Here is a 22,212-nt window from a genome sequence, read left to right as displayed (position 1 = left end):
TGCCTTGTCACTGGCGCGGAATGTGCGGGAGCACGGATTCCAGATGCACCACTACCTCATGCAGCCCGAGGGACCCGCTTAAGAGTTTGCGGTTTTAGCTGTCTTCTTTGCCTACTTTCTTTGCAGCAGCAAAGAAAGTAGGTGCCGCCCCGCACAGGGGCAACGCTAATAGACCGATAACAAAGCAAGGAAAGGCCAACACCGCCAGAACAACGAAAAAAACCCAACCCATATCCAGAAGAACAAAAAAACCAAAAAAAGCGCCGCCCCCGCCGGGGCATATAATGTCCCCCGAACTGCGCCTCAGCAAAAAAATGCCCGACCTCCTCTCGAATCTAAACCCCGAACAACACGCCGCCGTAACGCTCCCGAATGAGCCCGCCCTGATCCTGGCGGGCGCCGGCAGCGGCAAAACCCGCGTCCTGATCACCCGCATCGCGTGGCTGATTCAGCAAGGCCTCGCGTCCCCCGCGACCGTCCTCGCGGTGACCTTCACGAACAAAGCCGCCCGCGAAATGATGGCGCGCCTCTCGGCGCTATTGCCGATCGACACGCGCGGCATGTGGATCGGCACGTTCCACGGCCTGTGCAACCGTATGCTGCGCGCGCATCACCGCGACGCCGGGCTGCCCGCCACATTCCAGATTCTCGATACCGCGGACCAGCTGTCGGCGATCAAGCGCCTGATGAAGGGCCTCAACATCGACGACGAAAAGTACCCCGCGAAAAATCTCCAGTACTTCATCAACAACGCGAAAGAGCAGGGCCTGCGCCCCAAAGACGTCGACGCCACCGACAACTTCAACCGCAAGTTCGTCGAACTCTACGAAGCCTACGATCAGCAATGCCAGCGCGAAGGCGTCGTCGACTTCCCCGAGCTGCTGCTGCGCTGCTACGAACTGCTCGCGCACAATCCGCCGCTGCGCGCGCATTACCAGGCGCGCTTCAGGCACATCCTCGTCGACGAGTTTCAGGACACCAACAAGCTGCAATACGCGTGGCTGAAGCTGCTCGCGGGCCAGCACAACGCAATCTTCGCGGTCGGCGACGACGACCAGTCGATCTACGCGTTCCGCGGCGCGAACGTCGGCAACATGCGCGACTTCGAGCACGAGTTCAACGTGCGCAATCTGATCAAGCTCGAGCAAAACTATCGTTCGCACGGCCATATTCTCGATGCCGCCAACCAGCTGATCGCGAACAACTCGCGACGCCTCGGCAAGAATCTGCGTACCGACGCGGGTCACGGCGAACCGGTGCGCGTCTACGAATCGGCGACCGATTCGCAGGAGGCCGGCTGGATCGTCGAAGAGATTCGCGCGCTGATCAACACCGGCCTGTCGCGCAGCGAAATCGCGGTGCTCTACCGCAGCAACGCGCAGTCGCGCACGATCGAGCACACGCTCGTCAACGCGGGCATCGCGTATCGCGTGTATGGCGGCCTGCGCTTTTTCGAACGTCAGGAAGTCAAGCACGCGCTCGCCTACCTGCGCCTGATCGACAACCCGAACGACGACACCGCGTTCGGCCGCGTCGTCAATTTCCCGACTCGCGGCATCGGCGCGCGTTCGATCGAACAGCTCGCCGACGCGGCGCGTCTGTACAACTGCTCGATGGCCGCGGCGATTCCGTACGTCGCCGGCAAGGCCGGCTCGAGCCTCGCCGCGTTCGCGAACCTCGTCGGCAAGATGCGCGCCGACACGCAGCAGATGAGCCTGCCGGAGACCGTCGAGTACGTGGTCCGCGCGAGCGGTCTCGCCGACTTCTATCAGAACGAGCGCGAAGGCCAGGAGCGGCTCGAGAACCTGCAGGAACTCGTCAACGCGGCCGCCGCGTTCGTCAGCGAGGAAGGCTACGGGCTCGATACGCCCGCGCGCTCGATTCCGCTGCGCCCAGGAGCCAGCGCCGCGCCCGAACTCGCGGTCGCGACCGACGATCCGACCACGGTGGTCCTCGACGCACCGGGCATCGCCGATCCGGCGCAAAACCCCGACACGATGACGCCGCTCGCGGGCTTTCTGTCGCACGCATCGCTCGAAGCGGGCGACAACCAGGCGCAGGCCGGCCAGGAAGCGGTGCAGCTGATGACGGTGCACGCGGCAAAGGGGCTCGAATTCACCGCGGTGTTCATCACCGGCCTCGAAGAGGGGCTGTTCCCGCACGAGAACAGCGCGATGGAGGCCGACGGCCTCGAAGAGGAGCGGCGTCTGATGTACGTCGCGATCACGCGCGCAAAGGAGCGGCTGTACCTGTCTTTCGCGCAGAGCCGGATGCTGCACGGCCAGACCCGCTACAACATCCGCTCGCGTTTCTTCGACGAATTGCCGCAGGAAACGCTGAAGTGGCTGACGCCGAAGGTCGAGGCGGGCTCGCGCTGGGGCGGCCGCTCGGACAACGCCGGCTACGGGCGCGACTGGTTCGCGCGGCCGGGGTACGGCGGCGGTTCGGCGTCGACGGCGGCGGTGACCTCCGCGCCGGCGCCCGCGTTCGCGAACGAGCAACGCGCGGCCGACACGGGCTTTCGCGTCGGCCAGCAGGTGTTTCATACCAAGTTCGGCGAAGGCACGATCACCGCACTCGAAGGCAACGGTACCGACGCGAAAGCGCAGGTCCGCTTCAAGCGGCACGGCGAAAAGTGGCTGGCGCTGGCGGTGGCTAAATTGCAGGCGGTCGAATGAGCACGCCCTTGAATCTCAGCCACGATGCGCGGCGGCCGCTCGGCGTTCTGGCCGCGTTACCGCAGGAACTCGGCGACCTGATCGAAGCGATGCGCGCCGAGTCCGGCGTGCGCACGGTCACGCACGGCCAGCGTGACTACCACGTCGGCACCGTGCACGGCACGCCGTGCGTCGTCACGCTCGCGCGCGTCGGCAAGGTCGCGGCGGCCGCGACGGTCAGTGCGCTGATCCACGCGTTCGATGTCGAGGCGATCGTGTTCACCGGTGTCGCGGGCGGTGTCGGCGGCGACGTGCATGTCGGCGATATCGTCGTTGCGAGCGCGCTGATGCAGCACGATATCGACGCGTCGCCGCTCTTTCCGCGCTTCGAGGTGCCGCTGCTCGGCATGTCGCGCTTCACCACCGATGCGGCGCTCGCCGACCGTCTAACCGCCGCATGCGAGCAGTTCGTCGCCGAGGAAGGCGCGGCCTGCGCGGCGCGCTTCGGCACGCGCGCGCCGCGCGTGCATCGCGGCTTGATCGTCAGCGGCGATCAGTTCGTCGCGAGCGCGGCGGCCGTCGCGGCGTTGCGCGACGCGCTGCCCGACGCGCTCGCGGTCGAGATGGAAGGCGCGGCGATCGCGCAGGTCTGCTACGAGTACGGCGTGCCGTGCGCGGTCGTGCGCACGATCTCCGATACCGCCGACGACCACGCGCCCGGATCGTTCATGTCGTTCCTGACCGGGATCGCGGGCACGTATTCGAACGCGATTCTCGCGCGCTTTCTCGGCACGCGAGACAGCGCGGGCTGAGCGCCCGCTTGTTCGTCCGCCTGGTCGCCCGCTGATCGGCCCGCTTATTCCTTCCTGCCGTCGCCGAGCGCGTCGCGCACCTGCTGCAGCGCGGCCGGATCTTCGATCGTCGGCAAATCGCCCGGCTCGCGCCCTTCGGCGAGCGCCGCGATAGCGCGGCGCAACAGCTTGCCGGAGCGCGTCTTCGGCAGCATCGATACCATCACCACGCGCGCGGGCCGCGCAAGCGAGCCGAGATGGCGGTCGACCGTCATCGCCAGCTCGGCTTCGAGCCGCGCGCGCTCGCTCGGGTCGCCTTCTCCCTGCGCGCCGCGCAACACGACGAAGGCCATCGCCGCCTGACCCTTGACCGGATCGGTCACACCGACCACCGCGACTTCCGCGACAGCCGCATGGCTCGACAGCGCCTCCTCGATCTCGCGCGTGCCGAGGCGATGGCCCGCGACGTTGATGACGTCGTCGGTGCGGCCGAGGATCGTCACGTAGCCGTCCTCGTCCTGCACGCCCCAGTCGAACGTCGAATACACCTGCTGGTTCGGCACGCTCGACCAGTAGGTGCCGACGAAGCGCTTGTCGTCGCCCCATACCGTCGACATGCAGCCCGGCGGCAGCGGATAGTCGAGCGTCAGCACGCCTTTCTCGCCGGGCGCGCAGGGCTCGCCGGTCAGCTCGTCGCGCACGCTCAGGCTATAGCCGATCGAGGGCACGCCCGGCGAACCGAGCTTGGTCGGCAGTGCCTCGATGCCGCGCGGAATCGCGAGCATCGGCCAGCCGGTTTCGGTCTGCCAGTAGTTGTCGATCACCGGCTTGTTCAACGCGTTGGAGATCCATTCGGCGGTCGGTTCATCGAGTGGTTCGCCGGCAAGAAACAGCGTGCGCAGGCTCGACAGATCGGCTGCCTTCATCAGCGCCGGGTCCTGCTTCTTCAGCACGCGTATCGCGGTCGGCGCGGTGAACATCAGGTTGATCTTGTGGTGTTCGACGAGCCGCCACCAGATGCCGCCGTCCGGACGAATCGGTGTGCCTTCGTACATCACGGTGGTCAGCCCCGCGATCAGCGGCGCGTACACGATGTAGCTGTGGCCGACCACCCAGCCGACGTCGGACGCGGTGAACATGGTGTCGCCGGGCTTGCCCTCGAAGATGTATTCCATCGATGCCGCGAGCGCGACCGCATAGCCGCCGACATCGCGCTGCACGCCCTTCGGTTTGCCGGTCGTGCCCGACGTGTACAGCACGTACGACGGCTCGTTCGATTCGAGCCACTCGCACGGGACGTGGGCGTCGAAGAACTGTTCGCGCAGCGGCTCGTAGGCGACGAGGTAGGGCGCGTTCAGTCGCGCGGGCGCGAGCTGCCGGTCGATCAGCAGCACATGCGGTGTCTTGTGCATGGCGCGCGCGAGCGCTTCGTCGACGAGCGGCGTGTAGTCGACCACCTTGCCGCCGCGCGCGCCGGCGTCGGCAGTGACGATCAGCACGGGCTTCGCGTCGTCGATACGCGTGGCGAGGTTCGGCGCCGCGAAGCCGCCGAACACGACCGAGTGGATCGCGCCGAGCCGCGCGCAGGCGAGCATCGCGAACAGCGCCTCGGGGATCATCGGCAGATAGATCAGCACGACGTCGCCGCGCTTCACGCCGAGCGAGCGCATGACGGCGGCCATCCGGTTGATTTCGGCGTACAGATCGGCATACGTGTAGTGCCGCTCGATGCCGGTTTCGGTCGATACGTAGACGAGCGCGTTCTGCTGCGCGCGTTCGGCCAGATGCCGGTCGACCGCGTTATGGCAGAGGTTCGTGCGACCGCCGACGAACCAGCGCGCGAACGGCGGCTTCGAGCGGTCGAGCACGGTGCCGAATGGCGTGTGCCAGTGAATGCGCTGGGCTTCTTCGCGCCAGAAGGCTTCGGGGTGGTCGATCGAGCGGCGGTGGAAATCGCGGTAGCGGGTCATCGGCGGCGATCCTCGTGCGGCGGGAGTGGACGGGGTTGGATGAAACGGAATCGTAAATTGCGCGCCCGGTGCGGTGCTGGTTATGCGCACAAGCATAGCCACGGGCGGGAGGGGGGGCAAGCGGGTTCGCCGTAAGGGCGAAGGGCAACAGAAGAAAGTCGTTGTTCGTCATTTTCATCCGTCGCCCATTTGTTGTTTCTGCTCCGCCAGGTAAGGTAGAGGCGATCAACGTGACAGGTCGTTTCCCCCAGATATTGAGGTTTGTATGTCCGATCGATACGCCTCGGAGCGTGGTAGTCCGCGTGTTCCAGCTTGCCCGAGGTCTCAAGTATTTCTAAACTTCAACGGTCGTTTTTTGACCATGAGTGGTCCGACTTCCCGTATCTATGCCGCCGTGTCCGGAAGAACGGATAGCGGCGGAAAATTCGATTATTCGTCGATGCGTCAGCGCAAAGATGGTGTGGGTCCAATTCCCCCCGGCCAATATTGGATTGAGCCTTCGCAGATGTGGGAGAACCATTGGTACAACTTTGCCCCGCGTGCTGCCTGGGGTGATCATCGGATCACGATTCATGTCTATCCCGGAACACAGACGTATGGACGGGGCGGCTTTTTTATCCACGGCGGCACGCATGCGGGTAGCGCGGGTTGTATCAACCTGCATGCCGGGATGGAATCTTTCGTACGCGACCTGAAGGAGGCGGCTACGTCGTCGCCAGATTGCAACATTCCCTTGACGGTTAGGTACTGACATGCGGAAGTCCAGCATCGCCCGTTTTCTCGCTGGCGTAGTTCTGCTTGCCCTTGTCGTTGCGGTTGCTGCGTTTAACGTGATTAACCTGGACGAAGCGTATGGAAGCGGCGAGCCCTATTATTCGCGCACGACGAACATGGACAAGTGGAGCGATCCTTTGCCGGTGCTGGCTGTTGTCGACGGTGTTGCGGTTATCGTCATTGCGGTGGGTTTTTTGCTGTGGAGGCGGATGCGGGGCTAAGGCGAGGGTGGTGTTCTTTGCGGTGTTGGCCTTTCCTTGTTGTCTTATCGGTCTATTAGCGTTGCCCCTGTGCGGGGCGGGGCTTTTTTCGTTGTTCTGGCTTTGTTGGCCTTTCCTTGCTCACTTATCGGTCTATTAGCGTTGCCCCTGTGCGGGGCGGGGCTTTTTTCGTTGTTCTGGCTTTGTTGGCCTTTCCTTGCTCACTTATCGGTCTATTAGCGTTGCCCCTGTGCGGGGCGGCACCTACTTTCTTTGCTGCTGCAAAGAAAGTAGGCAAAGAAGACAGCTCAAACCGCTAATTCTTAAGCGGGTCCCTCGGTCCGCATAAGGTAGTGGTGCATCTGGAATCCGTGCTTCCGCACATTCGGCACCAGTGACAAGGCGGTCATTCTTCCGGCGGCGCTGCGCGCGCCGAAACCCCGTTCCAAAACCACCGGTTGTTTCGGCGCATCGCCGAGGCGCAGCCGAGGGCCCCCGCTGCGCGGGCCAAACCATTGGTTTCCCAGGCAGACCCGTCCGCGACGCACGTAGTGCGGAGTGGGAGGGATGATGGCTTTGTCACGAACGGGGAATGTGCGGGGGCACGGATTCCAGATGCACCACTACCCCTTCCAAGCAGGGGACCCGCTTATGAGCTAGCGGTTTTAGCTGTCTTCTTTGCCTACTTTCTTTGCAGCAGCAAAGAAAGTAGGTGCCGCCCCGCACAGGGGCAACGCTAATAGACCGATAAGTCAGCAAGGAAAGGCCAACGAAGCCAGAACAACGAAAAAAGCCCCGCCCCGCACAGGGGCAACGCTAATAGACCGACAAGTGAGCAAGGAAAGGCCAACAAAGCCAGAACAACGAAAAAAGCATAACCCCTGTCCACACCGGCCGCCGGCCGGCAAAAAACCTCGTCCAGCTATAATCAACCCTTCCCCGCCTCCAAAATCCTGCCTTTAACAGAAACATGAGCGACACCCCGAGCGACCCGACCTCGACGCTTGCAAAAAGCTTCGAACCCCACACCATCGAAGCCCACTGGGGCCCTGAATGGGAAAAGCGCGCCTACGCCGCGCCCTCCTTCGACGCGAACCGCAAGGATTTCTCGATCCAGTTGCCGCCGCCGAACGTCACGGGCACGCTGCACATGGGCCACGCGTTCAACCAGACCATCATGGACGGCCTGACCCGCTATCACCGCATGCTCGGCGAGAACACGCTGTGGGTGCCGGGCACCGACCACGCGGGCATCGCCACGCAGATCGTCGTCGAACGCCAGCTCGACGCGCAGGGCGTGTCGCGCCACGACCTCGGCCGCGAGAAGTTCGTCGAGCGCGTGTGGGAGTGGAAGCAGCAATCCGGCTCCACGATCACGAATCAGGTGCGTCGTCTCGGTGCATCGATCGACTGGTCGCGCGAATACTTCACGATGGACGACAAGACGTCGGCCACCGTGCGCGACGTGTTCGTGCGTCTGTATGAACAGGGCCTGATCTATCGCGGCAAGCGCCTCGTGAACTGGGACCCGGTGCTGCTCACCGCCGTATCCGACCTCGAAGTGGTCAGCGAAGAAGAAAACGGCCACCTGTGGCACATCCACTATCCGTTGACCGACGGCTCGGGCCATCTGACCGTCGCCACCACCCGTCCGGAAACCATGCTCGGCGACACCGCCGTGATGGTGCACCCGGAAGACGAGCGCTACGCCCACCTGATCGGCAAGACCATCACGCTGCCGCTGTCGAACCGCGAAGTGCCGATCATCGCCGACGATTACGTCGACCGCGAATTCGGCACAGGCGTTGTCAAGGTCACGCCCGCGCATGATTTCAACGATTATCAGGTCGGCCTGCGCCACAAGCTGCCGCAAATCGAAATCCTCACGCTCGACGCGAAGATCAACGACAACGCGCCCGAAAAATACCGCGGCCTCGACCGTTTCGAAGCCCGCAAGCTGGTGGTCGCCGATCTCGAGGCGCTCGGTGCGCTCGAATCGGTCAAGCCGCACAAGCTGATGGTGCCGCGCGGCGACCGCACCGGCGTCGTGATCGAGCCGATGCTGACCGACCAGTGGTTCGTCGCGATGAGCAAGCCGGCGCCCGAAGGCACGTTCAATCCGGGCAAGTCGATCACCGAAACCGCGCTCGACGTCGTGCGCAACGGCCAGATCAAATTCGTGCCGGAAAACTGGACCACCACGTACTACCAGTGGCTCGAAAACATCCAGGACTGGTGCATCTCGCGTCAGCTGTGGTGGGGTCATCAGATTCCGGCGTGGTACGGCGAGAACGGCGAAGTGTTCGTCGCCAGGACCGAAGAGGACGCGCGCGCAAAGGCCGTCGCGGCCGGCTACACGGGGGCGTTGAAGCGCGACGAAGACGTGCTCGACACGTGGTTCTCGTCCGCTCTGGTGCCGTTCTCGTCGCTCGGCTGGCCGAACGAAACCGAAGAGCTGAAGCACTTCATGCCGTCGTCGGTGCTCGTCACCGGCTTCGACATCATCTTCTTCTGGGTCGCGCGCATGGTCATGATGACCACGCACTTCACGGGCAAGGTGCCGTTCGAAACGGTCTATATGCACGGTCTCGTGCGCGACGCCGAAGGCCAGAAGATGTCGAAGAGCAAGGGCAACACGCTCGACCCGATCGACATCGTCGATGGCATCGACCTCGACGCGCTCGTCGCGAAGCGCACCACCGGCTTGATGAATCCGAAGCTGGCCGCGTCGATCGAGAAGAAGACCCGCAAGGAGTTTCCGGACGGCATTGCGGCGTTCGGCACCGACGCGCTTCGCTTCACGATGGCGTCGATGGCCACGCTCGGCCGCAACGTCAATTTCGACCTCGCGCGCTGCGAAGGCTATCGCAACTTCTGCAACAAGCTGTGGAACGCCACGCGCTTCGTGCTGATGAACTGCGAAGGCCACGACTGCGGTTTCGGCCAGCCGGCGCAATGTGGCGAATGCGGGCCAGAAGGCAATCTGCATTTCTCGCAGGCCGACCGCTGGATCGTGTCGCAACTGCAGCGCGTGGAAGCGGAAGTCGTCAAGGGTTTTTCCGACTATCGTTTTGACAATGTGGCCAACGCCATATACAAGTTCGTATGGGACGAATATTGTGATTGGTACGTCGAACTCGCCAAAGTGCAGATCCAGACGGGGCAGCCGAACCAGCAGCGTGCCACGCGGCGGACGCTTTTGCGTGTGCTCGAAACGGTGCTGCGCCTCGCGCATCCGGTGATCCCGTTCATCACCGAAGCGCTGTGGCAGAAAGTGGCGCCGCTCGCGGGACGCTACCCGGAAGGCAAGGCCGAGGGCGAGGCGTCCATCATGGTGCAGCAGTACCCCGTCGCGGAGCCGTCGAAGCTCGATGAAGACGCCGAGCGGTGGGCGACCGACCTCAAAGCGGTGATCGATGCATGCCGTAATCTGCGCGGAGAAATGAACCTGTCGCCGGCGGTGAAGGTGCCGTTGCTCGCCACCGGCAATGCGGAGCGTCTTCGTACTTTCGCGCCTTACGCTCAGGCACTTGCGCGTCTGTCCGAGGTGCAGATCATCGCCGACGAGGCCGCGCTCGACGCCCAGGCGGATGGCGCGCCTATTGCTATCGTAGGAACGGACAAGCTCGTGTTGAAGGTCGAAATCGACGCAGCGGTCGAACGCGAACGCCTGTCGAAAGAGATCACGCGGTTGAGCGCCGAAATCGTCAAGTGCAACGGTAAGCTACAGAATCAGGCCTTCGTTGCGAAGGCGCCGGCGGCGGTCGTGGAACAGGAGCAGAAGCGGCTGGCCGATTTCGAAGCCACGGTCGGCAAGCTGAAAGCCCAACTGGCCCGCTTGCCGGCCTGACCGACGCGCCCGCCCCCTCAACGGCGGGCAAGGATTTAACCAGAGGACTCAGGGTATTCACATGCTAAAAGTTACGAAGGCGGTCTTTCCGGTAGCCGGTCTTGGCACCCGCTTCCTCCCCGCCACGAAGGCTAGCCCGAAGGAGATGCTGCCGATCGTCGACAAGCCGCTGATTCAGTACGCGGTCGAAGAGGCGATGGCGGCCGGCATCACCGAAATGATCTTCGTCACGGGCCGCAGCAAGCGCGCGATCGAAGACCATTTCGACAAGTCCTATGAGATCGAGGCCGAACTCGAGGCGCGCGGCAAGGACAAGCTGCTCGAACTCGTGCGCAGCATCAAGCCGAGCCACGTCGACTGCTTCTACGTGCGCCAGGCCGAGGCGCTGGGCCTCGGCCACGCCGTGCTGTGCGCCGAGAAGCTGGTAGGCGACAACCCTTTCGCCGTGATTCTCGCGGACGACCTGTTGTACGGCACGCCGCCCGTGATGACGCAGATGATCGAGGTGTTCGATCACTATCACAGCTCGGTGATCGGCGTCGAAGAGATCCCGCCGCAGGATACAAAATCGTACGGCATCGTCGACGGCAAGGAATGGGAAGACTCGATCATCAAGATGTCGGGCATCGTCGAAAAGCCGGAGCCGGGCGTGGCGCCGTCGAACCTCGGCGTGGTGGGCCGTTATGTGCTGAAGCCGCGCATCTTCGATCACCTGCGCTCCATCAAGCCGGGCGCGGGCGGTGAATTGCAACTGACGGACGCGATCCAGTCGCTGCTCGCCGACGAACAGGTGCTCGCGTACAAGTATCACGGCACACGTTTCGACTGCGGCAGCAAGCTGGGCTACCTGAAGGCGACCGTCGAGTTCGCCCTGCGTCACCCGGAAGTAGCCGCCGATTTCGAAGAATATCTGCGTACCCGCTCGCCGGTTCTCGAAGGCTGACGTCGAAAGTCCGACTGAAACGAAGAAGGCGCTGTACCCCGAATAATGGGGACAGCGCCTTCTTTTTTTACATCGGACCGACAGTTTTACCGAATGCAGTTCAACGACGCCGCATCAGAAACGTAAACACCTTGTCATGCGCCGAGCTTTCGACGATCTCGTTGCCGGTCTGCTTCGCGAACGCGGCGAAATCGCGCTGCGAGCCGGGATCGGTGGCAAGCACCTTGAGAATCTGGCCGCTTTCCATGTCGGCGAGCGCCTTTTTGGCGCGCAGGATGGGCAGCGGGCACATGAGCCCGCGCGCATCGACTTCCTTGTGAATCTGAATTTGCATCGACGATGACCTTCGGGACGGGGCGTCGCTGACGACGCCGGACAGAGGGTCAAATTCTACAGCAGGCGGAGCGGCGCCGCCGGGCATCGCCACGACGCCCATTTCCACGCGCGAGCCGTGCCGCGCGCCGTTACAGCGTCACCGCCTCACCGCTTTGCAGCGACTCGCGCAGCGCCACGCCGATACGCGTCGCTTCGAGCGCATCGGCGAGCGTCGCGCCACTCTGTGCCGCATCGCCCTTCCCCGGCCCTTTTTGCACCGCTGCGACGAACGCGCGTGCCTCGTGCAGAAACGCGTCCTCGAACCGGTCGAAAAAGTTCGGCGTGCACTCGTTGCGAATGCCGGTCGCGTCGTAGATCTCGACGCGGTTCGCGCGCGGATTGCGGCCGATCGTCAGCGCGCCCGCCGTGCCGATCACTTCGCTGTGCGTATCGTTGCCGTGCGCCTGGGTGCGCGACGCGTAGAACGTCGCGAGCTTGCCGCCCTCGAATTCGCAGATCGCGACACCGTTGTCGACGTCGCCGAATTCGCGCAGACCCTCGTGCAGCGCGACCGTGCCCGCCGCGAACACGCGCGTCGCGCGCGGCTTGCCGAGCAGCCAGCGGGCGACGTCGATGTCGTGCACCGTGCAGTCGAGAAAGATGCCGCCCGAGGTCGCCGCGAAGCGCACGAAGAAACCGTCGTCGTCGTTTTTATCGGTGGTTTGCGAGCGCACGAGGAACGGCCGGCCGATCTGGCCCGCGGCGATTTTATCGAACGCGTCGCGGTAGCTCGGATCGAAGCGGCGCATGAAGCCGATCGTCGCCTGCAGGTGCGGATAGCGCGCCGCTTCGGCCAGCACGCGCTCGCATTCGGCGACATCGAGCGACAGCGGCTTTTCGCAGAACACATGCTTGCCGGCGCGCAATGCGTCGACGATCTGCTGCGCGTGCAGCGACGACGGCGTGACGAGCCATACCGCGTCGACGTGCGGATCGGCGAGCAGGTCCGCGTAATCGGCGTAGAGACGCGGCTCATGCAGCGACCCATGCATTGCCCCATGCATCGCAGCACGCGCCCATGCCAGTTCATCTTCGAGCGGACTGCACGCGGCCGTGAGCGTCGCGCCCGGCACGCGATACGCGAGATTCTCCGCATGCCGCTTGCCAAGCCGCCCAAGCCCGACCACGCCGAGCCGCAAGCGCTCCGTGGCGGCCTTCATCACGCTGCCTCGCCGAGTTTGATCGCACGGCCCTCGCGCCACGACCGCGTCGCGGCTTGCGCGAGTTCGAGCGCTTTCAGGCCATCCGCGACGGTCGTGCGCACCGGCTTGCCATGCGTGAGCGCGTCGAAGAAATGCGCGATTTCGAGCGCGTAGGCCGCGCGATAGCGTTCGAGAAAAAACGCCTCGGGCACGTCGGTCGATACTTCCGTCTTCGAGTACGCGGTGACTTCGGTGGGCCGAACGTTGCCTGCTTGCAGCATGCCGGTGCTGCCGAGCACTTCGAAGCGCTGGTCGTAGCCGTAGGCAGCGCGCCGCGCGGTGTTGATCTGGCACAGCCGCCCGCGCTTCGTGCGGATCGTCACCGCGGTCGAATCGATGTCGCCCGCGTCGGCGATCGCGGGGTCGGTGAGGCAACTGCCGGTGGCGTGCAGCGTGTCGGCTTCGTCGTCGAGAATCCAGCGACAGATGTCGAAGTCGTGAATCAGCATGTCCTTGAAGATGCCGCCCGAGTGCCGGATGTACTCGAGCGGCGGCGCACCCGGATCGCGGCTCGTGACGACGAGCATTTCCGGCGTGCCGATCTCGCCCGCGTCGAGACGCGTTTTCAACGCGGAAAACGTCGGATCGAAGCGCCGCTGAAAACCGATCATGCACACGACACCGGCGCGCTCCACCGCTTCTGCGCACATCCGCGCGCGCTCCAACGTGAGATCGACCGGCTTCTCGCAGAACACGTGCTTGTTCTGCGCGGCCGATTTGACGATCAGGTCCGCATGCGTGTCGGTGCTCGAACAGATCACGGTCGCGCCGATCGATGCATCGCCGATCGCGCCGTCGCTATCCGCAACCTGCGCGCCATGCTGCGCGGCGAGCGCGGCGGCCGCCTCGCGATTCACGTCGACCACGTATCTGAGCCGCACGCCGGGCTGCCGCGCGAGATTCGCCGCATGGATCTTGCCGATGCGCCCCGCGCCGAATACGGCGACGTCGATCGTGTTTACCGCGTCAGTCATCGTAGCCTCCAGTGTCGTTGGATTCTTCAACGTTCAGTTCGAGCTTGTACGCGAGCGCGATGAAGAGCGCCTGGCACAGGCAGATCGTGCTGGTCAGTGAGCGGAACGCGAACGCGCTGCCCTCTTTCACGTACAGTTGCGTGCTGGCGTAGCGCGCGAGCGGCGACAGTTGGCTATCCGTAATGACGAGCGTCTTCGCCTGATGATGATGCGCGACGCGCAGACAGTACTGCGTCTCCTTGCCGTATGGGGCGAAGCTGATCGCAATCACCACGTCGCCCTTCCTGACGCTGCGGATCTGCTCGCGATACATGCCGCCGAAGCCAGACACCAGATGCACGCGCTTGTGCGTGTGCTGCAACGCATAGACGATGTAGCTCGCGACCGGAAACGAGCGCCGCACGCCGATCACGTAGATGTTGTCGGCCTGCTGCAGCATCTTCACGGCGGCGTCGAACTGCTTGTCGTCGAGGCCCGCTTCGAGTTCTTCGAGGCCGCCGCGCGACGCGGCGATGAACTCGCGCGCGACCGCGCCGCCCGACAAGGTGCCGGGCTTCTCGTCGATCAGCTTGCGGATGCGCTGCTGATAGCTCGACGACGACACGCCCCGCCCCGTATACGCCTGACGAAACACCGCCTGCAGATCCGAAAACCCGGAAAAGCCGAAGCGCTGCGCAAAGCGCACGACGGCCGACGGATGCACGCCGCAGCTCGCGGCGATATCGCTCGTGCGATCCATCATCACGCTCGAGCGATGCTGCTCGATGTACGTCGCGACGCTTTTCAACTGCCGCGGCAGCGACTCGTAGGTATCCGCGATGCGCTGCATCAATTCGTCGACGCTCGGCACCGCTTCTTCGGTGATCTGTTCCGCCATGACAGCCTCTCGGGGTTTCCTGCAATGCGGCAGACGCGCCCGCGGCCCGCCGCAACGTGCATCCGACGTTGCCGAGTATAGGCGGCCGCCCGGTCAAATGGAACGTATTTTCCATTTTTATTTCTCATGAAATTTTCTTTGCAAGGCTTCGGAAGATGACCTACTCTTGGTCGTGAGCGATGGCGCTTCGGCCTCGTTGTGTGGGTCATCGGAATGGAAAGCCGCCCGCCAGTCGCTCCCTCAATAACGAACGACAGACCGAGAAAGGTGGAGACAATGAGACTTTGCAGAGGCAAGGCAACGCTCAGGATTCTGGTGACGGCGTTGACGTTGGCGACGGGATTCGGCGCGGCCTCGGCCGCCCGCGCGGCGGACGCCCACTTCGTGCTGATCAGCCACGCGCCGGATTCGGACTCGTGGTGGAACACGATCAAGAACGCGATCAAGCAGGCCGACGAGGACTTCAACGTTCAGACCGACTACCGCAATCCGCCGAACGGCGACATCGCCGACATGGCGCGTCTCGTCGAGCAGGCGGCCGCGCGCAACTACGACGGCGTGATCGTGTCGATCGCCGACTTCGACGTGCTGAAGAGCTCGATCGCGAAGGTCACCGAGAAGCACATTCCGCTCGTCACGATCAATTCGGGCACCGAGGAGCAAAGCGCGAAGCTCGGCGCGATCATGCACGTCGGCCAGCCCGAGTTCGCGGCCGGCAAAGCCGCCGGAGAAAAGGCCAAGGCCGCCGGCATCAAGTCGTTCCTGTGCGTGAACCACTACGCGACGAACCCGGCTTCGTTCGAACGCTGCCGCGGTTTCGCCGAAGCGATCGGCGCCAACTTCAAAACCTCGACGCTCGACACGGGCCAGGACCCGACCGGCGTGCAGTCGAAGGTCAGCGCGTTCCTGCGCAATCATCCGGATACCCAGGCGGTGCTGACGCTCGGTCCGCTGTCGGCCGATCCGACGCTGAAGGCGCTGCAGCAGATGGGCCTCGCCGGCAAGATCTGGTTCGCGACGTTCGACTTCGACAGCGACATCGCGAAGGGCATCCAGGACGGCACGATCCAGTTCGCGATCGACCAGCAACCGTACTTGCAGGGCTATATCCCGGTTGCCGTACTCGCGATCGTGAAGAAGGACCACACCACCGATCCGGCCAAAATCCGCGAGATCCTGCAGGCGAATCCGAAGTTCAAGGAGCGTCTTGCCACTTATGGGCTCACGCCGTCCTACGGGCCGCGCAATATCGGCTCGGGCCCCGGCTTCATCACGAAGGCCAACGTCGACAAGGTGCTGAAATACGCCGGCCAGTACCGCTGAACGCACGGCAACGCATCGCATCGCGCGCCTGAGCCGCCGCGCCGGCGGCAAGGTTAAAAGGCAGTGACCGGCGGGACGCATGGCGTCGTGCCGGCGCCCGCCCGCTCAGCGGATTCGCAAACGCCCACGGCATTGCGCCGACCCGCTGTCGCGGGCGTATCAAGGAGAGCTTCAATGGGTGTCGCCGACCTGTTTCATCCCCATCACCGCAAGCAACCGCCGCCTGATCCGCAGGACCCGGCGAAGTCTGCTGCGACGACCGCCCCGCAATCCCCTGCCGTCGACGAACGCGTGCGCGAGGAATCCTGGTTCCGCCATCTGCTCGGCCGACCGGAATTCGCGGCGCTCGCCGGCACCGTGATGGTGTTCATCGTGTTCGGCGTAGCGGCCGGCAACTCGGGGATGTTCAACCTCGACGGCGTGATGAACTGGTCGCAGGTCGCCGCCTATCTCGGTCTGATCTCGGTCGGCGCGTGCCTGCTGATGATCGCCGGCGAGTTCGATCTGTCGATCGGTTCGATGATCGGCTTTGCCGGCATGATGGTCGCGCTGCCGACCATGTACTTCCACTGGCCGATCTGGCTCGCGATCGTGTTCGCGTTCGTCGGCTCGATGCTGCTCGGCGCGCTCAACGGCTATCTGGTGATGCGCACGCGCCTGCCGTCGTTCATCGTCACGCTCGCGTTCCTGTTCATACTGCGCGGTCTCACGCTCGCGCTATCGGTGATGTTCGCCGATCGCACCATCATCTCCGGCGTCGGCGACGTCGCGCGTCAGGACTGGTTCGCGCACACGTTCTTCCAGGGCGTCGCGTTCAAAGGTCTGTTCGTGTGGCTCGGCCACCTCGGCCTCGTGAAGCTGCTCGACAACGGCACGCCGCTCGTGCCGGGCATTCCGAAGGTGCTGCTGTGGTGGCTCGTGCTCGCCGTGGTCTGCGCGTTTACGCTCGCCAGGACGCGCTTCGGCAACTGGATTTTCGCGGTCGGCGGCGATGCCAACGCGGCCAAGAACGTCGGCGTGCCGGTGCGCCGCGTGAAGATTTCGCTGTTCGTGCTGACCGCGTTCTGCTCGGCCCTGTATGCAGTACTTCAGGTGTGCGACATCGGTTCGGCCGCGGCCGACCGCGGTTTGCAGGCGGAGTTCGAGGCGATCATCGCCGCGGTGATCGGCGGCACGCTGCTGACAGGCGGCTACGGCTCGGTGATCGGCGCATGCTTCGGTGCGCTGATCTTCGGCGTCGTGCAGATCGGCATCACGTACACCAACGTCGATTCCGACTGGTTCCGCGTGTTCCTCGGCGTGATGCTGCTGTTCGCCGTGCTGTTCAACCACTACGTGCGCGGCCGCGTCGCGGCATCGCGCTAGACGGAGGTTCACGATGAGCACCCCCGAACAGAACACCGACGACATCATTTTGTCGCTGGAAAACGTCAGCCGTTATTTCGGCAACATCATCGCGCTGAACGACATCACACTGCGCCTCATACGCGGCGAAGTGCATTGCCTGCTCGGCGACAACGGCGCCGGCAAGTCGACGCTGATCAAGACGCTCGCTGGCGTGTATCAGCCGAGCAAAGGCACCTACCGGGTGGACGGCAAACCGGTGCACTTCACGTCGCCGAAAGACGCGCTCGATCTCGGTATCGCAACCGTCTACCAGGATCTCGCGCTGGTGCCGCTACTATCGGTCGCGCGCAATTTTTTCATGGGCCGCGAGCCGCAGAAAAAGCTGTTCGGCCTTCTGAACGTGATGGACCTCGAAACCTGTGCAACCACCGCGCGCGACAAGCTCGCCGAAATGGGCATCAACGTGCGCGACCCGCATCAGCCGATCGGCACGATGTCGGGCGGCGAGCGTCAATGTCTGGCGATTGCGCGTGCGATCCACTTCGGCGCGCGCGTGCTGATTCTCGACGAACCGACCGCCGCGCTCGGCGTCAAGCAGAGCTTCAACGTGCTGAAGCTGATCCACAAGGCGCGCGCCAGAGGCATCTCGGTGATCTTCATCACGCACAACGTGCACCACGCGTATCCGATCGGCGATTCGTTCACGCTGCTCAATCGCGGCCGCTCGCTCGGCACGTTCACCAAACAGACGATCAGCAAGAACGAAGTGCTCGACATGATGGCCGGCGGCGCCGAGATGCAGAAGATGATCGGCGAACTCGAAGGCGCGACGATCTGACCGATTCGCGCGGCACGTCCAGCCTCGGCGCGTTTCGCCCGGCTGGCCGACGCGCGCCCACCGCGCACTGTTACTCAGGACTATTCATGGCTCACTCCAGCACCTCCAGCGGTAACGCAGCGGACAGCCGGTTCGCGCCGGGGCGCGCCCGCGACATCGTGTGCCTCGGCCGGCTGGCCGTCGATCTGTACGCGCAGCAGGTCGGCGCACGGCTCGAAGACGTGTCGAGCTTTGCGAAGTATCTCGGCGGCTCGTCGGCGAACATCGCGTTCGGCTGCGCGCGGCTCGGGCTTGCCGCAGCCATGCTGGCGCGCGTCGGCGACGATCACATGGGGCGCTTCCTGACGGAGACGCTCACGAAGGAAGGCTGCGACGTGAGTCGCGTGCGCATCGATCACGATCGGCTGACCGCGCTCGTGCTGCTCGGACTGAAGGACCGTGACACCTTTCCGCTGATCTTCTACCGCGAGAACTGCGCGGACATGGCGGTCGACGAGGCCGACTTCGACGAGGCGTTCATCGCGTCGTCGAAAGCGCTGCTGATCACCGGCACGCATTTCTCGACCGAGCAGGTCAATCGCACGAGCCGTCGCGCACTCGACTACGCGCGCCGCAACGACGTGCGCACCGTGCTCGACATCGACTACCGCCCGGTGCTGTGGGGACTCACGGGCAAGGCCGACGGCGAGACGCGTTTCGTGGCGAGCGAAGGCGTCAGCGCGCATTTGCAGCGGATTCTGCCGCTGTTCGATCTGGTGATCGGCACCGAGGAAGAGTTTCGCATCGCCGGCGGCAAGGCCGACCTCGCCGACGCGCTCGCGATGGTGCGCGCGGTGACGCCGGCCACGCTCGTGCTGAAACGCGGGCCGCTCGGCTGTCAGATCATCGACGGCGAGCTGCCTGCATCGCTCGACGATGCGCCGATTCATGGCGGCGTCGAAGTCGAAGTGCTGAACGTGCTCGGCGCGGGCGACGCGTTCGCTTCCGGCTTCCTGTCCGGCTGGCTGCGCGATCAGCCGCTCGACGCCTGCGCGCGCGCCGCGAATGCGAGCGGCGCGCTGGTCGTGTCTCGGCACGGCTGCGCCCCGGCGATGCCGACATCGGCCGAACTCGACTACTTCCTGCGCGAAGCGCAGGCCGATCCGCAACGCATGCGCCGCCCCGATCGCGATGCGAAGCTCGCAAGACTGCATCGCGTGTCGCCGGCGCGCAAAGCGTGGCACGAGGTGCTCGGCTTCGCTTTCGATCATCGCAACCCGTTCTTCGAACTCGCGCAGCAGACCGGTGCCGACGAAGCGCGCATTGCCCGGTTGAAGGGCTTGTTCGTCGAAGCGGTCGCGCAAACCGAACGTGCATTGAACTTGCAGGGACGCATCGGCGTACTGATCGACGACCGCTATGGTCAGGACGCGCTGAATGCCGCGACCGGTCGCGGCTGGTGGATCGGCCGCCCGGTCGAACTGCCCGGCTCCGTGCCGCTCGTGTTCGACCATGGTCGTTCGATCGGCACCACGTTGATCGCGTGGCCGCAGGAACACGTCGTGAAATGCCTCGTGCAGTTTCATCCCGACGAGCCGATCGAGCAGCGGCTCGAACAGGAGGCGCAACTGCGCGCGCTGTATGACGCGACCCAGGCAAGCGGCCACGAACTGCTGCTCGAAGTGATTCCACCGAAGCATGCGTCGCTGCCGCAGGGACCGGACATCGTATATCGCGCGTTGAAGCGCCTGTACAACCTCGGCATCTACCCCGAGTGGTGGAAGCTCGAACCGATGGACGCCGCGCAATGGCAGGCCATCGACGCGCTGATCGCCGGGCGCGATCCGTATTGCCGCGGCGTCGTGCTGCTCGGTTTGTCGGCGGCGGTCGAGCAGTTGAGCGAAGGCTTTCGCGCGGCGGCGCAAGCGGCGACGTGCCGCGGCTTCACGGTCGGCCGCACGATCTTTCACGAACCGAGCCATGCGTGGCTCGCCGGTGAAATTGGCGACGACGACCTGATCGCGCGCGTGCGCCTCACGTTCGAAACGCTGATCGCCGCATGGCGCGGTGCGCGCGGCGAACCGGCGGCGCATGGTACACCTCATCACGCTCATCAGGAGCAGGCAGCATGAACGAGCGCATCATGCATGACGACACCCCATCCGCCAGCGGCGCGACGCAAGCGCACGCGCCTGCGCGCACCGGCGGCACGATTCGCCTGACGATGGCGCAGGCGCTCGTGCGCTATCTGGCCGCGCAACGCGTCGCCAGCGAAGACGGCACCAACGTCGAACCGCTGTTCGGCGGCGTGTTCGCGATTTTCGGTCACGGCAACGTCGCGGGCATCGGCGAGGCGCTGTATCAGCATCGCGACGCGCTGCCGACCTTGCGCGCGCACAACGAGCAGGCGATGGCGCACAGTGCGATCGCCTACGCGAAGGCGCACTTTCGCCGCCGCATGATGGCCGTGACGACGTCGATCGGCCCGGGCGCCACCAATCTGCTGACCGCGGCCGCGCTCGCGCACGTGAACCGTTTGCCGGTGCTGCTGTTGCCCGGCGACATCTTCGTGTCGCGCGCGCCCGATCCGGTCTTGCAGCAGGTCGAGGATTTCAACGATGGCGGCGTGTCCGCGAACGACGCGTTCAAGCCGCTGTCGCGCTACTTCGACCGCATCGTGCATCCTGCGCAATTGCTGAGCGCGCTGCCGCGCGCGATCCGCGTGCTCACCGATGCCGCGTTGTGCGGCCCCGTCACGCTGGCGCTGCCGCAGGACGTGCAGGCGCAGGCGTGGGACTTCCCGGAAAACTTTTTCACGCCGCGTGTCGTGCGCTTTCATGCACCCGCGCCGCGTGGCGACGAGATCGACGCCGCGTGCGCGCGCTTGCGGCACGCGAAGCGTCCGTTGATCGTCGCGGGCGGCGGCGTGCTGTACAGCCGCGCGGCCGATGCGCTGCACCGCTTCGCGAGCGCGCACGGCGTGCCGGTCGCGGAAACGCAGGCCGGCAAAAGCTCGCTCGCGTGGAACGATCCGCTGAATGCGGGCGCGCTCGGGGTGACCGGCTCAGCGGCTGCCAACGCGCTTGCGCATGACGCCGACTGCGTGCTCGCGCTCGGCACGCGGCTGCAGGACTTCACGACCGGCTCGAACACGCTGTTCACGCAAGCCGACGTGATCGCGTTCAACGCGAACGGATTCGACGCGCTCAAGCATCGCGGCTTCGTCGTCGAAGCCGATGTGAAACTCGCGCTCGATGCGCTAACGGGGCCGCTGCATGGCTGGCACGCCGAGCGCAGCTGGACCGCGCGCGCGCACAAGCTCGCGGCGAGCTGGCGCGACACCGTGCAAACGCTCACCCATGCGCCGCAACGCGACGCGGTACTGCCCTATGAGGGCGACGTGATCGGCGCGGTGCAGCGTTCGAGCGCGCACTCGCCGACCGACGACATCGTCGTCTGCGCGGCCGGCACGCTGCCCGCCGATCTGCACAAGCTATGGCGCGCGGGCCGGCCCGGCGCGTATCACGTCGAATACGGCTATTCGTGCATGGGCTACGAGATCGCGGGCGGCCTCGGCGTCAAGCTCGCGCGGCCCGAGCGCGAGGTGATCGTGATTCTCGGCGACGGCAGCTATCTGATGATGAACAGCGAGATCGCGAGCTCGGTGATGCTCGGCGCGAAGCTGATCGTCGTCGTGCTCGACAATCGCGGCTTCGGCTGCATCAATCGACTGCAACAGGCTTGCGGTGGCGCACCGTTCAACAATCTGCTCGACGATTGCGTGCACGCACCGGAAGGCGCGCCGCGCATCGACTTCGCCGCGCATGCGCGCGCGCTCGGCGCGCAAGCCGAGCATGCGCGCAATCTCGCCGAGCTCGAAGCGGCACTGCAACGCGCGCGCGCGGCGCGAGGCACGTACGTGATCAGCATCGACACCGACCCGGCTCGCACCACCGAAGACGGTGGCTGGTGGTGGGAAGTCGCGGTGCCCGAAGTGTCGACGCGCACCGAGGTGCGCGAGGCCCGCGCGAAGTACGACGCGCAGCTCGCCGCGCGCGCGGCGCCGCCCGCGACGCCTGCGCCGTCACAGGGCGCCGATCGCGACTGAGAAC

At 64.6% G+C, this 22,212-nt stretch carries 16 protein-coding genes; 11 read left to right on the top strand and 5 right to left on the bottom strand.

Annotated features, from left to right (window positions below):
* Positions 1 to 314 precede the first annotated feature (314 nt).
* Both HDG32_RS25745 and HDG32_RS25740 read left to right on the top strand, forming a co-directional pair.
* Positions 315 to 2,678, top strand: coding sequence for a UvrD-helicase domain-containing protein (locus HDG32_RS25745; protein ID WP_184028466.1), 2,364 nt, complete (start codon positions 315 to 317; stop codon positions 2,676 to 2,678).
* Positions 2,675 to 3,469: a 5'-methylthioadenosine/adenosylhomocysteine nucleosidase gene (locus HDG32_RS25740; protein ID WP_184071741.1), complete on the top strand. Its 795-nt coding sequence runs from the start codon at positions 2,675 to 2,677 to the stop codon at positions 3,467 to 3,469. The genes HDG32_RS25745 and HDG32_RS25740 overlap by 4 nt, the downstream gene beginning before the upstream one ends.
* A gap of 44 nt (positions 3,470 to 3,513) precedes the next feature.
* Here the strand turns inward: HDG32_RS25740 and HDG32_RS25735 are convergent, their stop codons facing one another.
* The gene (locus HDG32_RS25735; protein WP_184071739.1) at positions 3,514 to 5,418 is read right to left on the bottom strand and encodes a propionate--CoA ligase; all 1,905 of its coding nucleotides are present in this window, start codon (positions 5,416 to 5,418) and stop codon (positions 3,514 to 3,516) included.
* Between the two features lie 265 nt (positions 5,419 to 5,683).
* Here HDG32_RS25735 and HDG32_RS36680 point away from each other — a divergent pair, with 265 nt between their 5' ends.
* From HDG32_RS36680 to galU, 4 genes are all read left to right on the top strand, one after another.
* Positions 5,684 to 6,169, top strand: coding sequence for a DUF2778 domain-containing protein (locus HDG32_RS36680; protein ID WP_260336592.1), 486 nt, complete (start codon positions 5,684 to 5,686; stop codon positions 6,167 to 6,169).
* 1 nt (position 6,170) lies between these two features.
* Positions 6,171 to 6,413, top strand: a complete 243-nt coding sequence (locus HDG32_RS25725) for a hypothetical protein (RefSeq protein WP_184063607.1) — start codon at positions 6,171 to 6,173, stop codon at positions 6,411 to 6,413.
* A gap of 949 nt (positions 6,414 to 7,362) precedes the next feature.
* The gene (locus HDG32_RS25720) at positions 7,363 to 10,242 is read left to right on the top strand and encodes a valine--tRNA ligase (RefSeq protein ID WP_184071736.1); all 2,880 of its coding nucleotides are present in this window, start codon (positions 7,363 to 7,365) and stop codon (positions 10,240 to 10,242) included.
* 61 nt (positions 10,243 to 10,303) lie between these two features.
* Positions 10,304 to 11,185, top strand: a complete 882-nt coding sequence (gene galU / locus HDG32_RS25715) for a UTP--glucose-1-phosphate uridylyltransferase GalU (RefSeq protein ID WP_090801031.1) — start codon at positions 10,304 to 10,306, stop codon at positions 11,183 to 11,185.
* Between the two features lie 100 nt (positions 11,186 to 11,285).
* Here galU and HDG32_RS25710 read toward each other — a convergent pair whose 3' ends face one another.
* From HDG32_RS25710 to HDG32_RS25695, 4 genes are all read right to left on the bottom strand, one after another.
* Positions 11,286 to 11,513: a sulfurtransferase TusA family protein gene (locus tag HDG32_RS25710; protein ID WP_026225937.1), complete on the bottom strand. Its 228-nt coding sequence runs from the start codon at positions 11,511 to 11,513 to the stop codon at positions 11,286 to 11,288.
* Between the two features lie 136 nt (positions 11,514 to 11,649).
* Positions 11,650 to 12,720, bottom strand: a complete 1,071-nt coding sequence (locus HDG32_RS25705) for a Gfo/Idh/MocA family oxidoreductase (protein WP_184071734.1) — start codon at positions 12,718 to 12,720, stop codon at positions 11,650 to 11,652.
* Entirely contained in the window at positions 12,720 to 13,736 is a 1,017-nt protein-coding gene (gene iolG, locus HDG32_RS25700) for an inositol 2-dehydrogenase (protein WP_184071732.1), read from the bottom strand. The genes HDG32_RS25705 and iolG overlap by 1 nt, the downstream gene beginning before the upstream one ends.
* Positions 13,729 to 14,613 carry a MurR/RpiR family transcriptional regulator gene (locus HDG32_RS25695; RefSeq protein ID WP_184071730.1) on the bottom strand — a complete coding sequence of 295 codons (885 nt, stop codon included), beginning with the start codon at positions 14,611 to 14,613 and terminating at the stop codon, positions 13,729 to 13,731. The genes iolG and HDG32_RS25695 overlap by 8 nt, the downstream gene beginning before the upstream one ends.
* Before the next feature lie 276 nt (positions 14,614 to 14,889).
* Here HDG32_RS25695 and HDG32_RS25690 point away from each other — a divergent pair, with 276 nt between their 5' ends.
* The 5 genes from HDG32_RS25690 to iolD all read left to right on the top strand — a co-directional run bounded on the left by HDG32_RS25690 (position 14,890) and on the right by iolD (position 22,208).
* Positions 14,890 to 15,936, top strand: a complete 1,047-nt coding sequence (locus tag HDG32_RS25690) for a sugar ABC transporter substrate-binding protein (protein WP_026225938.1) — start codon at positions 14,890 to 14,892, stop codon at positions 15,934 to 15,936.
* Between the two features lie 174 nt (positions 15,937 to 16,110).
* Positions 16,111 to 17,301, top strand: coding sequence for an ABC transporter permease (locus tag HDG32_RS25685; protein ID WP_184071729.1), 1,191 nt, complete (start codon positions 16,111 to 16,113; stop codon positions 17,299 to 17,301).
* A 13-nt stretch (positions 17,302 to 17,314) separates the two neighbouring features.
* Complete coding sequence (locus tag HDG32_RS25680; protein ID WP_184071727.1) at positions 17,315 to 18,121, top strand: ATP-binding cassette domain-containing protein; 807 nt, start codon at positions 17,315 to 17,317, stop codon at positions 18,119 to 18,121.
* 86 nt (positions 18,122 to 18,207) lie between these two features.
* Complete coding sequence (gene iolC / locus HDG32_RS25675; protein WP_184071725.1) at positions 18,208 to 20,232, top strand: bifunctional 5-dehydro-2-deoxygluconokinase/5-dehydro-2-deoxyphosphogluconate aldolase; 2,025 nt, start codon at positions 18,208 to 18,210, stop codon at positions 20,230 to 20,232.
* Positions 20,229 to 22,208 (top strand): 3D-(3,5/4)-trihydroxycyclohexane-1,2-dione acylhydrolase (decyclizing), encoded by a 1,980-nt coding sequence (iolD, locus tag HDG32_RS25670; protein ID WP_184071723.1) that lies wholly within the window; start codon positions 20,229 to 20,231, stop codon positions 22,206 to 22,208. The genes iolC and iolD overlap by 4 nt, the downstream gene beginning before the upstream one ends.
* The last annotated feature ends 4 nt before the right edge of the window (positions 22,209 to 22,212 follow it).

The organism is Paraburkholderia sp. CI2, from assembly GCF_014201055.1.
In the GTDB taxonomy this organism is placed as follows: domain Bacteria; phylum Pseudomonadota; class Gammaproteobacteria; order Burkholderiales; family Burkholderiaceae; genus Paraburkholderia; species Paraburkholderia tuberum.
This window is presented reverse-complemented; position numbering and strand designations above follow the sequence as displayed.